Origin of the sequence: Kiloniella antarctica (genome assembly GCF_042682825.1) — a bacterium.
Lineage (GTDB): Bacteria > Pseudomonadota > Alphaproteobacteria > Kiloniellales > Kiloniellaceae > Kiloniella > Kiloniella antarctica.
Map to the genome: position 1 here is coordinate 26336 of NZ_JBHUII010000010.1, position 15104 is coordinate 41439.

Genomic DNA, 15104 nt, shown 5'->3' on the forward strand with positions numbered 1-15104 from the left:
GTAATACGGACGTAGTATGTCGGGCTGGTTGGTGTTGTCAGGCGTGTCTTTGTATTTTTGTTCTTGATAAAATCCAATGCCTGAAGGCCTCAATTTTTTTTGTTTGTGATTTTGATTTTGATGATATCAGGTGATATCCAACTTGAGGGTTCGCGATGTGCGAATGGGCCAAGGTTAAACGACCATCGGCAAGTTCTCGTTGTATTAAAATGATAGGTAACATAGCAATGCCGTGCCCTGCCAATGTGGCTTCAATGATCATTTCAAACTGGGAAAAAAAGAGTGAGCCCTGCATTTCAGGTTTTTGTAACCCTGCACTTTGAAACCATATATCCCAGCTTTGCGGGCGTGTGGAGTGTTGAAGCAGGCGATAGCTGGATAGCACGTTGATATCAATATTAATATTTTTGACGAGCTTACTTGAAATGACTGGGGCGAGTTCTTCAGGCATCAAAAAGTCGTTCTGACATCCTGGCCAGTTCGGATCACCCTGAATAATACCGATATCGACAGCGTTAGGATCAAATTGTTTGTTGTCGAGATAGGTAATCGTATTGGTGTTAATATCCGGATATTCGGCGGCAAAAGCCATGAGGTGTTCTAATAGCCACCTCGAACCTAATGTTGGATAAGTACCGATGTTTAGCCCCCCTCTGATCTCTTGGAATTCGGGCATTCTTATGGTTGCGATTTCGAGTGTTGCGAGGAGTGGTTGGATTTGCAGCAGATAGTGCTGACCTGCACTTGTTAATTTCACTCTTTGTCGGATGCGCTCAAATAGTTTTTGCTCAAGTAGTTCTTCCAAAAGATTAATTTGTCGGCTTAAGGCGCTTTGGGTTAAATTGACGTCTATTGCTGCTTGAGTGAAATTTTCATAACGCGCAGCTGCTTCAAAGCAAATCAAGGCTCTCGTTGAGGGAAGAGTACGTCGCATATATTTTTCACCATCCAATAAACAACTTATTATTTGGCACAATATAAGAATAGATATCAAATAAATAGTTAGTTAATCCAATTAACTCATTAACTAATGCGAAAAAGGCGTTGTACTTTTAATCGAACAGCATGCGAGGCTAAAGTATAATTGAACTTTATTGGGCGATGGTTATGGCTTTTAATCAAATTAATGGGGATCAAATAAATAACGACCCCGATGTTTTACAAATGAAATCCTGGATGGCAGAGGACCGTATAACTGATTCTGTAGCTGGTTTTGTGGCTGGTGATGGTATTGGGAGGTTAACTCTCAGTTTTGATACGATAAAACTGCGGGAAGCCCTAGACGAAGTATTACAACTCACCGATTTTCAAGGCAATATGCAAGATCAGGGTTTTGCGGCTATTCCGCTTAATCGGCGCCCCGGTGAAGATGTCAGTGCCGCGAATGACTTGTCAGGGCGTTACTGGCTTAGAGCGGATGATCGGTATGTTGAAGAGCCGCGTGAAGATCTTGTCGACGAAGCGGCATTTTCTGAATTTAACCCAAAGTTTAAAGGAACCTATTTTGAAACGGTTCATACAGAGTTAAGTCGGCGCTTTCGCATAGGCCGGATGCGTATTCTTTCCAAAGGTCTCTACAACTGTAACTCATGGCATCGAGATCCTGAGCCGCGGTTACATATTCCTCTGGTGACGAACCCAGGTGCTTTGTTTATCGTCAACCATCACGTTACACATTTGCCTGCCGATGGGTCTGTTTATTTCACAGACACCCGTGGTTATCACACGGCATTAAATGGTGGAGAACATAATCGTGTTCATCTTGTTGCAGCTCTTGCGTACTAAAGAACGGGTAGATAAGCCGACAAAGAGAATACTGAATCTGGATACTCGTTGACAAGTTAATGAGTAATATTAAATATGTGACCTAAGGCTATAAAAATAAAAGTATTTTGGAGAAGTAGATGTACGCAGGAATGACCGGAAATATCGCTACAAGGCAAGGTGAAACGGGCTTTGTCTGGGACTTTCGCAGCGATACAGTGACCCGGCCGTCAAGTGACATGCGTTCTGCCATGGCCAAAGCGGAAGTCGGTGATGATGTTTACGAAGACGATCCTACTGTTCAAGCTCTCGAAGCTAAATTAGCAGCGATGGCTGGCATGGAAGCCGCCTTATTCTTCTCAACTGGGACGCAGAGTAATCTGGCGGCTCTTTTATGTTATTGTGGTCGCGGTGATGAATATATTGCTGGGGATCAATATCATATTTTTAGAGATGAAGCCGGTGGAGCGGCTGTCCTCGGTGGGATTTCTCCTTTTCCTTTGCCGACAAACGAGAACGGAGGCATTACTCCCGAACAGGTTACCGCATCGGTCAAACCCGATGATCCACATTGTCCGATTAGTAAATTACTCTGTTTGGAGAACACTGTTTCGGGAAGAGTGCAAGCTCAGAACTTAATTATCTCTCTTGCTGAAACAGCAAAAAAGAGTGGGTTATCCGTACATCTGGATGGTGCACGTATTTTTAATGCGTCTGTAAAGACAGGACTGTCTTTGAAGGAGTTATGTGCGCCTGTCGATAGTGTTTCTATCTGTTTATCAAAAGGTCTTGGTGCACCAGTTGGATCGGTTCTTTGCGGAAGTCATGATTTGATCCGGCGCGCCAAAAGAATGCGTAAAATTCTGGGTGGCGGCATGAGACAGGTTGGGGTCCTTGCCGCTTGCGGTCTTTATGCCTTGGAGCATAATATTGATCGCTTGTCAGAAGATCACGATACCGCTCTAAGATTGGCGGAAGGCTTAAGTCAGATTCCTCAGGTAAGCGTTGATGTTTCTACCGTTGAAACTAATATGGTCTTTTTGAACCCCGGTGAAGGGCATCATGAGAGTTTGCAAAAATTCTTGGCCAAAAATGGTATTTTGATAGGCTTGCAAATTCCAGAAATCAGGCTGGTTACTCATTTAAACATTGATAATGAAGCGATCGATTTTTTTATTCAAAAAGCCAAAGAGTATTATACTGCCCAATAAACGGTAAATTTAAGTTGAGTCATAATATTTGTTACTTCTAAGTATGTTTTGAAATAAGGTCTGTTAAACCAGTAACAGACCTTATTTCATGAAGTGATCAATGCTTCGGATTTATTTTTAGGGAAAATCTATTGAAAATATCTCCCTTACCGTCCTTAAAAAGCCTGGTTGCGTTTGAATCTGCGGCTAGGCATCTCAGCTTTACTGCTGCGGGAGCGGAGCTAAATGTAACGCAAGGGGCCGTTAGCCGACAAATACGGCAGTTAGAGGTTTTTCTGGGGAAAGCCTTATTTACCCGTATAAATCCGAATATCCACCTCACACCTACCGGGGCGCAGTATTATCAAACGGTAAAACGTTCCTTGGAGGACGTGGCCTCAGCAACGGGGGATATCCTTCAATGGCAAGGAGGGCGACAATTAACTGTTGCGACAACTTACGCCATGGCTTCTCTGTGGCTTTTACCAAGGATTGCAAGTTTCAAAAAGCGTTATGAAAACTTGGATATCCGCATACTGGCATCTGATGCTTCACAGGATTTTAAATATCCGGAGTTTGATATTGGTATGTTTTATGTCCGTAGTACCCCCTCAAATATGAAAGTCACATCGTTATTTGAGGAAGAGGTTTTTCCAGTATGTAGTCGTGGGTACCTCGATAACCATATGGGGATCAAAAAAATTGATGAACTTTCCAAAAGTACTCTGTTGTATCTTGATAATCTTCCGAGTGAGTGGATTAACTGGCCTGAATGGTTTCAACGGGTCGGAATAAAACCCTGCGACCCCAAGGCACGTATTAATATTAATAACTATCCGATGCTTATACAGGCGGCAATTGGCGGGCAGGGAATAGCCCTTGCCTGGCGTCATTTGGTTGATGATCATCTAAATAGTGGAGAGTTGGTACGCCCCATAGATACTGTTTTAAAAACCAAAGCACAGTTTTGTTTGTTGGAGCCTGAAGAGAACCGCCATATTAAAGATAATGTTGCCCTTTTTAGAAACTGGGTTTTAGAAGAACTCAAACAGAGTCCAAATTGAATAGGTCGTAAAATTATTTGTGTTCAATTTTTTTTTCATAGCCCAATGCAAACAAATTTATTTCGTGTAAAACATTTGTATTTAATGGGTAAATATAAAATAACTTAGGCCTTACTGCTTTTAAAGTTTGATGATGCACATCTCATGAGAAAAAATCATGAGATGCCTGCGTAAAAATGATTTGGATAATCATCTCATTAACCCTCAAAGTTCTCTCTAAAGAATAATAAGGACACCGTGTTAATAAAGGGCGTCCGGTTTCGTTTTGGAGAGTGAGCATGGAACAGAATTTTCTGATTTCCCAAGAAAGCCTGCGTGCCGTACTGAAACCCATAGAGCAAGCTCATGGGATGCCGAATGCGAGTTATGCTGATAAGGATTTTTTCCCAATTGAACGTGATAATGTTCTTGGGAAAACTTGGGCCTGTATCGGGTTCGCCAGTGATATTCCCTCAAAGGGTTATGCCAAACCAATCGATTTTATGGGTTTGCCATTGGTTGTGCTTCGTAACCGTAAAGATGAGCTAAACGTTTACCATAATGTTTGCAGCCATCGCGGCCGGAAATTGGTTCAGGAAGAAACCAAAGTTCAAGGCATGATTCGCTGCCCTTATCACTCTTGGACTTATGATTTAAATGGTGGGTTAAGGGGGACGCCCCATATTGGGGGCGTTGGAGTACACACCGCAGAAGGTTTTAGTTGCGAAGGTAATGGTTTACGCGAGATCCGTTCTGAAGTTTGGATGGATATGGTTTTTATCAATCTTTCTGGAGATGCTCTCTCTTTTGAAGAACATATAGCGCCCTTGGAGCAGCGCTGGAAACCTTTTTGGGGAGAGAGCGGCCTTACTGAAATTCGACGGTCTAATTCAGAAAGCGGGTTGGAGATTGAGGTAAATTGCAATTGGAAACTCGCGGTAGAGAATTATTGTGAAAGTTATCACCTTCCCTTTGTCCACCCAGCTTTGAACACTTATTCCCGATTGGAAGATCACTATAATATAGAACAGGATAATCGTTTTGCCGGTCAGGGGAGTCTGGCCTATAACTTGGCAGAAACAACAGGAACCAAATTACCTACTTTTACAGAGTGGCCAGACGACAAGTTAAAGCACGCAGAATATATCGCGGTTTATCCTAACGTCCTTCTCGGTATTCAGGCGGATCATGCTTTTGCCATGCTTTTGGAGCCTATCGCTCATGATAAAACCATTGAACATTTAAGGGTATATTTTGTCGGTGATGATGCGACTGATGATGCATGTGCAATCAGTAGGACGGCTATTTTGGAATCTTGGCGCGTGGTTTTTGACGAGGATATTGCTGCGGTTGAGGGCATGCAGCAAGGCCGGAGTTCACCAGCTTTTCAAGGGGGGGTATTTTCCCCCGTTATGGACGGCCCAACACACCACTTTAACAGATGGGTAGCACAATCACTACACGATGCTCAAAGTGGGTGATGTGTTGATCTATAGTATCACAAAGAGGAGCGGTCTTGCTCCCCTTTGTGATGAAAACACATACTAGTTTATACCAGAAAACGATCCCAAAACCCTTCAGGCTGCATTTCATTTTCAGGAAGTAAAATTTTGAAATGTTTGCGTAAATCTTTATCTAGGTCATCTGAAAGTATTTTAGGCCAATGATTTCCAAGATACTCTTTTGCTTGAACGATTGCAGTTTCACGTAGGTCAGATTTACCGGAAGCTTCCCAGTCATCCCGGGTCGTCCGATCCATCAGCTGAGGGTAGAGATATTCAGTGTTCATCAGCTCGAGTGTTTGAGCGTGGCCCAGGAAGTGATTGGGGCCATTAGTGCAAACGTCGTGTATGACATTAACGGAGAGAGTTTTATCGTTGACTTCGATGCCTCGGACCATGCGCATTACAGCGCCATTAATATCGTTATCAATGACATACTGTTCGTAAGCAACGGTAAGAAGGCTTTCTAGAAAACCAGCAGAGTGATGAATGTAGTTTGATCCAGCCAACGCTGCGGCAAGGCCAGTAAGACTTTTCTCTGCACCGGCTTGGGCGTCGGGAACTTTTGAATCAGAAATCCCTGATGAATTGTAAATTGGAATACGAAGATACTGAGATATCTGAGCACAAGCGGCGTTCAATAACGAGAACTCTCCAGACCCTCCGGTAAAGGCACCTGTCCGAAGATCTGCCTGGGCCGGGACGCAACCCATAATCAGAGGAAAACCCGGCTTGATAAGGTTTACATAAACGATACCGGACAGTTGTTCTGCGAGCAGTTGTACCAATGTTCCGGCAAGCGCGGCGGGGGAGGTTGCTCCTGCTTGAGGTGCGGAAGATATGACGACAGGGATATCATGCTCGATGGCCTCATCCAGCACTTCTACCGTCTCCATCGCATAGCGTAGCGGGCTAACGGTCCAACAGGCGGTAAAGGATATAATTGGCCTTTTGTTAAAGGCCTCTGCACCCCCGGAAATCATGTTCGCCATTATGCGCAGGTCCTTAACCTTTTCCGGCAGGTATGAGTTGGCCATGACATGTTTGTTGGTGGCGGCAAGACAAGAATAGAACTGATTTACATCGATATCTTCGTTTTCTAGATCCCGACAAACAACCGGACGCATGTAGAAGTGGATGTTGTCGAGTTTATCGACCAAACGGCCTATATGGTAGTTATCACTAGTGATTGTTTCTCTTACCCGTCCCTTTAGGTCGAGTAACTTTACGGCTTGCCCCCCGGTGCCCATGTAAACGCGGGCGCTGCCAAGGTGAAGATCATGTTCGGGCGTTCGTCCTGCAAGTAATACCTCATTCGCCATAGTACTCATTGCTTTTTCGACTAAATTTGGTGGAATAAATACCCGGTTTATACTGGGATCAATACGACATCCAGCATTGCGAAATGTTTCCCGGCAAGGGCTTTCCCCAACTTCAATACCCGTGCGTTCCAGCACGACCAATGCGGCGTCAAATATCTGTTTTACTTCACTATCAAGAAGAGGTTTGTAGCGTCCTCCCATTGATCCGGCTGGAGCAACAGAAGGTTTTTTTTCTTCTTGCCTATGCCCCTCGCGGCCTCGACGTCCAGGTCTTCCCAATTTACTCTCCTGCTTAAACTCAAATATGTGACAGCGGTAAGCTGCGCGTTAATTTCTTTGAGCCTAGGCCAAGTCATACCCTTGAAAATGTCTGAGGCGACGAGGATTGGTCTTTAAGCGACCTGAATTACTTGAGTAAATTATCAAGAGTTCTTGTCGCTGAGGAAGGCTATAGGGATTTTCCCTCAACCCTTTCATGCTCGGGCGTGCGTTCTTCGCTTGGGGAGCGTCCAAACTGTTTTCGATAACTTCTAGAGAAATGAGAAAAAGATATAAATCCACAGGCGACCGCTACTTCTGAGATCGGCATGGCTGTTTGGCGTAAAAAATAACTCGCGCGTTCCAAGCGTAATTGAAGGTAAAATAAAGAGGGCGAACTTTGGAGATGTTTTCCAAACAGTCTCTCTAACTGACGCACAGAAACGTTAGCAGTATCTGCAAGCTCTTGGCGTGACATAGGTTCTTCAAGATTATCTTCCATTAATCTGATAACATCGAGAAGTTTAAGGTTATGTATACTATAGCGTTCGACCCAATCGTTGCGTTGGGGTTCTTCTGGGGAACGTCCTGTACCGTGTAAAAATTGATCCGCCACCGCTGTTTTTGCGTTGTTTCCAAACTTTTTTGCAATCCATAAAAGGGCAAGATCAAAAGCTGCGGTGCCACCTGCACAGCTGAAGTGCCTGTCACTGACCTCATAAAGGCGGTTTGTGACTTCGAGGGTTGGAAATAGTTCACGAAAACTATCCTGATTTTCCCAATGTAGGGTGCAGGGGGTCCCCTCTAGCAATCCCGCCTTTGCCAGAAAATAAGTACCCGTGGATATCGCACCCATAATACGTCCCTTACGGGCTTCTTGTCGGAGCCAGCCTATGATCGCATCGCTGGCGTGGTAACTTACATCAATTCCGGTACAGACACATATTGAATCACATTGTGTCAATTGATCCATGGGAAAGTGTACATTGAGGGATGCGCCATTACTGGCCTGAACGGGTGCCCCGGTTTCGGATAGAAATATCCATTTGAAGTATTCGTGCCCAACTAGTCTGTTTAGTGCACGTAATGGCTCAATAAGGCTGGAGAAACACATCATGGAAAAGTCAGGAACCAACAAGAAAGCAATGGTCATCTCCTGTTCTTCATCATCTTCAAACCGAATTTGGTTATGGAGCTCAGTCATTATATATCCGAAGCAAATAGGGTTTAAACTTTTCTCATTATCAACAATGCCCAAATTATACTCTACATCAAGCAAAACAATTTTCGAAAATCATCATTGGAATTTTATCTTTTATGGGAGGCCGCTTGGTAACAAAATTAAGTCGTTTTAAGGCACTTACACATTATTTGATCTATAAGAATGGATAAGATTACGATGTTATAGATGATATGAAATGCCCAATACTTTGACCCTTGCTGTCGCACAGCTAAAGGCTGGCCCAACCTCACCAGAGGTTGGGGTGCGGCGACATCTTAAAATTATTGAGAAAGCGCAACAGCGTGGCGTTGATCTATTGGTTTTCCCAGAACTGTCTCTTACGGGCTATTCTTTAAACGATCGGGTTCCGGATGTTGCCTTGAGCCACGATGATGATCTCATCTTAAAAATTGCGAATGAGGCTGTTGGGATTACGGTGACTTTCGGTTTTATTGAAGTGAGTGAGGGTGCCCTTTATTATAATTCGGTAATGACCGTCCGTGATGGCACAGTCTTAAACCTGCATCGGAAAATAAATTTGGCAACCTATGGATTGTTGGAAGAGGGAAAACACTTTGCGCAGGGGGAGGAAGTTAATTCTTTTTCACTTGGTGAGATTGCTGCGAACAACACTGTTCCGACTTGCCGCCTTGAATCTGCTTCGTGGTGCGCATGCGCTTTAATCTGTGCAGATCATTGGAACCCGCTTTTACTTAGCCTTGCGGCCATACGTGGAGCAAATCTTCTTCTGGCACCTATAGCATCAGCAACAGAGGCGGTTGGCGGTGAGTTCTCCAACCCTCATGGCTGGCAACAGAATTTGGGAAATTCGGCTCTGACTTTTGGCAGTTATATTCTGATGAGCAACTGGGTTGGGCATCAAGATAACATTAATTTTTGGGGAGGGAGCTGTATTGTTTCTCCTCAAGGAAAAGTTCTCACGGCTGTTGAAACACAATCGATTGAACAAGCTGAGGGGAAAGTTGACGATTGCCTGATTACAGCGGTTGCAAGTTATTCAATAGTGAAAAAAGCCCGCTATCTCTTGCCGACCCTTCGTGATCTCGACCCATATCAGTTTGTTCGTGAAATTACACGTAAAACTTAAATTCTACGTCTAAGAGGGCCTGTGCCAATGCTTCCCCAAAGTTCGATTTTGTCCTTTATCCATGATACTCAATTCAATGATTTACCTTTGGATGTGGTTGCTATGGCCGAGCGTTGTTGCCTTGACTTGATTGGGGTTACTGTGGCTGGTCGACATACAGATTTAGCGCAAATCATCACCGAACATGCGGCTCTTTTTTTTGCCGGGAACAAAGAAATTTCTGCCATACCCTTTAGTGGTGAGACAGCCAGTCCCGTTGGCGCAGCACTTGCGATGGGGATGACTATTGATGCTTTTGATGCTCATGATGGGCATCGTTTAACCAAAGGGCATGCTGGGGCTGCAATTTTTCCGGCACTTCTGGCCTATAGTTATTGTCTTGCAGGGAATAAAAACAAGATTGATGGTTGTGAATTTCTCACCGCTCTAATCATTGGCTATGAGGTTAGTTTGCGTGCGGGGATTGCTCTTCACGCGACGGCTTGTGATTACCATACCTCTGGTGCATGGAATGCGATTGGGGCCGCTGCGATGGGGGCACGACTTCTTAAATTGTCACCTGAGAAAACCAAACATGCTTTGGGTATTGCTGAGTATCACGGTCCCAGAAGTCAGATGATGCGCTGCATTGATCATCCGACAATGTTAAAAGATGGATCGGGTTGGGGGGCGATGTCCGGTGTCAGTGCTGCCTATCTCTCACGCTCGGGGTTTACCGGGGCGCCAGCCATAACACTGGAAGGGGATGACTGCGCAATTTATTGGCAGAGCTTGGGTCAGGATTGGGAAGTTTTAGCACAATACTTTAAGCCATATCCTGTGTGTCGTTGGGCACAACCAGCCATACAAGCTATATCTGACTTGATGAAAAAACAGCCAATAGATTATCAAAAGATAGAGGCAATAGAAATCAGAACCTTCCATGAAGGTGTTTGTCTTGCAGGCTATAATCCACAAACAACAGAGGAAGCACAGTATGCAATTGCTTTTCCTGTTGCAGCCTTAATCGTTCGCGGGACTTTAGGTGCGAAAGAAATTGCTCCTGAGACTTTAAATGACTCAATTATTCTGGCTCTCGCGCAAAAAATAATTCTGAGTGAAGGTAAGGAATATAATGATCTTTTTCCTGGAGAACGTTGGGCGGATGTTACGATTAAATTTAATGATGGGAAAAAGATATCGACGCCAGCAACTTGCCCCATAGGCGACCCTGAAAACCCTTTGACGGATGATAATATTCTCACCAAGTTTTATACCTTGTGTCGAGGTTCTCTCCATAAAAAAACGGCTGATAATATTGTTAAAAGCGTTAAGGAATTAAAGAGTGAAACAAATGCGCTCTCCTGCCTTTTGGAATTGTTAAAACACCCGGTAAGTCCAAAGGAGTGCCAGCATAAAATTTCTGATTAAAGGTCGATATTAGAACAGGTAGGATTTCCGGTCAGAATTGTTAATCAAATGATGTTATACTGGATGGAAAGCGATAAGGCTGAACTGTGATAAGGTGACCGTAGTCATGAACAAGCTTATCATGCCACTTATACCAATCTTGGTTATAATGACCTGTACATCGACGCTATCGCGTGCAGAACAACCCTTGTTGACGATCCATGCTGTTGATTTCCCTCCCTACGAGATTGAAAACCCAGGCGTAGATAGTTTGCTTGGTTTCGATGTTGAAGTTGTGATCGAGGCTTTTGCGCGGGTCGGTCGTCGGGCCAGAGTTGATTTTCGTCCTTGGAAACGTATTGTGGCAATGGCGCAATCGGGTGCAACACTGGCCATGTTGTCTTGTGAAAAATCACCTGGTCGAGAAAAATTTATCAATTATTCAGACCCCATCAGTAAAGCGACCAGAACTTATGTTGCTTCGGCTGACTTTACTGGTAATCCGCCACAGAAAATGGAGGATGCGAAGGGAAGTAAAGTTCTTGTTGTAAGTGGGTATGCAGCAGAAAAAGAATTGATAGCAGCGCATATTCCGTACGAACCTATTATTGATGATACATCTGCATTACGAGTTTTATTAAATCGAGATTATGATCTTTTTTATTCTGCGCGTGAGTACGTGCAGTACGTCGCTGGAGGGATGGGGATTGCAGAAAAAGTTCAATATTTTGATACAGGTAAACAGGTGCTTTTTCATCTTTGCTTTAGTAAAAAATGGCCTGATTCAATGGCTATACGAGATAAATTCAACCAAGGTTTAGCTGAGATAATGGCCGATGGTACTTATACTGCGATCCATGCCAAATATAAATGAATTCAAACGAAAGCGATATTTCTCAACCAAGGTCTGTGATTATTTTGTTAAGTAAACCGTGATATCGTGAGAGGAAACATGGATAGACTAAATTAAGAGGGGGCCAATAGTCATGAGAAAATTTGTCAAATCTGTATTGTCTATCTTTACCTTTTGCATGGTTGCGCTTCCTCTGACGCGCATATCTCAAGCTCAAGAAACTGTTTTGGTTATACATGCTGTAAATTATCCCCCCTATGAAATAGAAAACCCGGATATCGATAGTTTACTTGGTTTTGATGTTGAAGTTGCGGTCCAAGCCTTTAAAAAGGTGGGACGGCGCGCACAAGTGGAGTTTCGTCCTTGGAAGCGCGTAGTCGCTATGGCTAAAGCTGGAACCACTGTTGCTATGTTGTCTTGTGGTAGAACGCCAGGTCGTGAAGATTATATATTTTATTCTGACCCCATCAGTACGGCAACGCGAACCTACGCTGCATCCGTTAAGTTCTCAGGGCAAGAGCCGACTTCGTTGGAGAGTGTTCAAGATTTAAGGATTTTAACTGTCAGTGGGTATGCTTCAGAAAAAGAACTGAAAGCTGCGAACATTGATTTTGATCCAATAATAGATGATGTCTCAGCCATACGTATATTGTTAAACCGTGATTTTGATCTCTTTTATACGACACGGGAATTCGTGGAATATATTGCTGGGGGCCTTGGTCTTTCAAAAAACCTGCAATACTTTGATACTGGAAAACAAATCTCATACCATCTTTGTTTTAGTAAGGGATGGCCTGGTGCAGAAACATTGAGAGATACTTTTAACAAGGGGCTTGCAGAAATTCGCGAGGATGGCACTTATGATGCGATCCATGCAAAATACAAATAAGCAGTAATTTCCAGATCCACAAAGGAAGAAGGAAGCACACCAATGTCTCCCTCCTTCACGGTCTTTGTTTCGAAATCCTAGCTCCAGGGGAAGGGGCTGTTACTCACGGGGTGGAGCTTACCTTCAGCATAACGGCTTAAGCGGAAGGGTTCTAACAGGGCAGATTTTTCGCCCAATACTTCCTGCGCAATAAGGGCGCCTACACCGATCATTTTATAACCATGGTTGGAATCTGCGATAATAGTCACATTTTCACGGAAATGATCGAAGACTGGAAAACTGTCAGGGGTAAAACAACCGAGTCCACCTGAGGGTTCGTTACGATATTTCACAATCTGGCCCTCGAAACGCTTTTGGCAGAAAGCTAAAGCAGAAGTCCACATATGAGCAAAGTGGTCATTGACGATAAATTCAGGAGATTTCGCGCCATAAGGGTCAATATTAACGTCATCAGCGTTCTTATCGATCTTGTAGGGCATTGCACCACCTTGGACGCCATTGAAATGAAAATCGGGTTTGTAGTAAATCCCCCACATCTCGTCTGTAATCATAGTGCCATCAACATCTGAATAGAGAGGTTCATCCGTATCAACGTGGATTACAGGCGGCATATTGCCCTGATTGTCCATTAAAAAACCTGGTTCGACCCCAAGAACACCTTCTTCAAGAGCCCAATAACGCCACATAGGAATGTCTTTGTGCGTCAGACCATCACGCCCTTTTATGTCGACGGTTTTTGGAAGTTCCAACATATCCCAAATCGTTTTTACCCAAGGGCCAACACCGACAATGACATGATCGCATTCGATTACACCTTTATTGGTTTCAACAGCCGTGACAGCAGATGAGCCATTGCCAAAGATAAATCCTTTGACCACTACACCAGACATAATACGAACCCCTTGGTCCTCTGCCTTTTTGGCGAGGCCGTAGATCGCTTTGGTGTTGTTGGCATAACCTCCACGTTTTTCATGTAGGATATTTGTTATGCCTTTAGCTTGCCAATCACTAAATATATTTTTCATATAAGACATGCACTTATCGCTACCTTCTATGAAATCAGATGAGTATTCAATGTCTGTTTGCTGACGATGAATTTCGGCACAATCGGCATGCATGGATTCTGGACTGATTTGTAGATAACCAACTGGATTGTAACTAAAAGCTTCTTGGTCACTTTCCCATACTCCCACCGAATGAGCCATAAGCTCACGCATGGCGGGTTGGAAATAGTTGTTGCGCACGACGCCACAAGCAATACCGCTAGCTCCGGAAGCGATACCTTCTTTGTCGATGACAATAATGTCTTTTCCGTCTCCTTGTCCTTTAGCCTTTAGCTTTTCTGCTAAATTCCAAGCCGTGGATAGACCGTGGATACCGGCGCCAATAATGACGTATTTTGCTTTTGTTGGAAAAGCCATTTGTCCTAACCCTTTAAACAGAAGAGACACATTTAATAAATATTCTTCTGTAGTTTAGAGCGGTATGTTTCTTATCAAACACAACAAATAAGACAGAAAAGAGCATAATTTATCAAATTGTGAGATAACTATCACACTTTCCTTGGAAAAATACTGCCTTTAGACCTTAGAGGGTTCGATATTGTCGGGGCGACATTCGCCATATTTTTTGAAAATGCCTGGCAAAATGTGAGGAGGAGGCAAATCCACAAGCAAAAGAAATTTCACTGATCGGAAGGCTGGTTTGGCGCAATAGGTAAGCTGCTCTTCGCACACGAAGCCCGATATAAAATTTACTTGGGCTTTCCCCTACGTATTGTTGGAAAATTCGATCCATTTGTCGTGGCGTGATCCCGACATATTCTGCAAGTTTGGGTAATGAGACAGGCGTTTCCAGGTTTTGTTCCATGTGCTGGATGATACCACTCAACTTGGGGCTTGAGGCCGCAAATTTATAGGCGGGATTAAGGCGCTGAGGGCTGACTTGTGGGCGGATGTCACTGTGAACAAAATTTTCCGCAATTTCGAGACTTAGGTGTCTTCCATAATCCCGTTCAACCAGTTGTAAAAAAAGATCAAATGCGGCTGCTCCCCCAGCACATGAAAAGCGATCACGGTCAATTTCATAGATTTGCCGGGTTATGTTCAGTTCAGGGTTTTGTTCGACATAACCATCGTGACATTGCCAGTGAATGGTTGACCTATAGCCGTCAAAAATCCCAGCACGTGCGGCGAGATATGAGCCATCTGAAATCGCACCTGAAAGGCGAGCTTTGCGAGCTTCTTCTCTGACGAATGAAAGAGTAGATGGATCTGTGAGGTTTTCAGATCCATCACCACCGCAAATGACAAGATGCGTTATTGCTGGTGTGGTTTCATGAATGGGGTCTGTCGGCAGAGCCAGGCCACCTGATGAAGCGTAAAGTCCCCCCTCAGATGATAAGAGTTGCCATGAATAGATCTCAGCTCTGGATAAGCGGTTGGCAGCCCTTAATACTTCTACTGCAGAACTCAGAGCGAGCAGGGAATAATTGGGAAGTAACAGGAATACGAAGTGCCCCGTAACGGGTAACGCAGATTTTTCAGCTGATTTCTGCATTGATT

At 44.0% G+C, this 15104-nt stretch carries 13 protein-coding genes; 8 read left to right on the forward strand and 5 right to left on the reverse strand.

The window, feature by feature from the left end; all coding sequences use genetic code 11:
- Positions 1-37: 37 nt before the first annotated feature.
- Positions 38-934 (reverse strand): LysR substrate-binding domain-containing protein, encoded by an 897-nt coding sequence (locus ACFSKO_RS15385; protein WP_380253214.1) that lies wholly within the window; start codon positions 932-934, stop codon positions 38-40.
- 173 nt (positions 935-1107) lie between these two features.
- Between ACFSKO_RS15385 and ACFSKO_RS15390 the strand changes: the two genes are divergently transcribed.
- The 4 genes from ACFSKO_RS15390 (at position 1108) to ACFSKO_RS15405 (ending at position 5478) form a co-directional block, all read left to right on the forward strand.
- Complete coding sequence (locus ACFSKO_RS15390; protein ID WP_380253216.1) at positions 1108-1785, forward strand: hypothetical protein; 678 nt, start codon at positions 1108-1110, stop codon at positions 1783-1785.
- A gap of 119 nt (positions 1786-1904) precedes the next feature.
- Entirely contained in the window at positions 1905-2975 is a 1071-nt protein-coding gene (ltaE, locus tag ACFSKO_RS15395; protein WP_380253218.1) for a low-specificity L-threonine aldolase, read from the forward strand.
- Between the two features lie 131 nt (positions 2976-3106).
- Positions 3107-4018 (forward strand): LysR substrate-binding domain-containing protein, encoded by a 912-nt coding sequence (locus ACFSKO_RS15400; protein WP_380253220.1) that lies wholly within the window; start codon positions 3107-3109, stop codon positions 4016-4018.
- A gap of 278 nt (positions 4019-4296) precedes the next feature.
- Positions 4297-5478 carry an aromatic ring-hydroxylating oxygenase subunit alpha gene (locus ACFSKO_RS15405; RefSeq protein WP_380253222.1) on the forward strand — a complete coding sequence of 394 codons (1182 nt, stop codon included), beginning with the start codon at positions 4297-4299 and terminating at the stop codon, positions 5476-5478.
- A gap of 68 nt (positions 5479-5546) precedes the next feature.
- On the opposite strand, the gene ACFSKO_RS15410 is transcribed toward ACFSKO_RS15405, so the two are convergent.
- Complete coding sequence (locus tag ACFSKO_RS15410) at positions 5547-7100, reverse strand: trimethylamine methyltransferase family protein (RefSeq protein WP_380253224.1); 1554 nt, start codon at positions 7098-7100, stop codon at positions 5547-5549.
- A 169-nt stretch (positions 7101-7269) separates the two neighbouring features.
- Positions 7270-8283, reverse strand: coding sequence for a GlxA family transcriptional regulator (locus tag ACFSKO_RS15415; protein ID WP_380253226.1), 1014 nt, complete (start codon positions 8281-8283; stop codon positions 7270-7272).
- Between the two features lie 214 nt (positions 8284-8497).
- Between ACFSKO_RS15415 and ACFSKO_RS15420 the strand changes: the two genes are divergently transcribed.
- The 4 genes from ACFSKO_RS15420 (at position 8498) to ACFSKO_RS15435 (ending at position 12540) form a co-directional block, all read left to right on the forward strand.
- Positions 8498-9409: a nitrilase-related carbon-nitrogen hydrolase gene (locus tag ACFSKO_RS15420; RefSeq protein WP_380253228.1), complete on the forward strand. Its 912-nt coding sequence runs from the start codon at positions 8498-8500 to the stop codon at positions 9407-9409.
- 27 nt (positions 9410-9436) lie between these two features.
- On the forward strand, positions 9437-10819 hold the full coding sequence (locus tag ACFSKO_RS15425; RefSeq protein ID WP_380253230.1) for an MmgE/PrpD family protein: 1383 nt from the start codon (positions 9437-9439) through the stop codon (positions 10817-10819).
- Between the two features lie 106 nt (positions 10820-10925).
- Entirely contained in the window at positions 10926-11672 is a 747-nt protein-coding gene (locus ACFSKO_RS15430) for a substrate-binding periplasmic protein (protein WP_380253232.1), read from the forward strand.
- A 112-nt stretch (positions 11673-11784) separates the two neighbouring features.
- Positions 11785-12540, forward strand: a complete 756-nt coding sequence (locus tag ACFSKO_RS15435; protein ID WP_380253234.1) for a substrate-binding periplasmic protein — start codon at positions 11785-11787, stop codon at positions 12538-12540.
- A gap of 77 nt (positions 12541-12617) precedes the next feature.
- Here the strand turns inward: ACFSKO_RS15435 and ACFSKO_RS15440 are convergent, their stop codons facing one another.
- On the reverse strand, positions 12618-13961 hold the full coding sequence (locus tag ACFSKO_RS15440) for an NAD(P)/FAD-dependent oxidoreductase (RefSeq protein WP_380253236.1): 1344 nt from the start codon (positions 13959-13961) through the stop codon (positions 12618-12620).
- A gap of 166 nt (positions 13962-14127) precedes the next feature.
- Positions 14128-15099: a GlxA family transcriptional regulator gene (locus ACFSKO_RS15445; protein ID WP_380253238.1), complete on the reverse strand. Its 972-nt coding sequence runs from the start codon at positions 15097-15099 to the stop codon at positions 14128-14130.
- Positions 15100-15104: the final 5 nt, after the last annotated feature.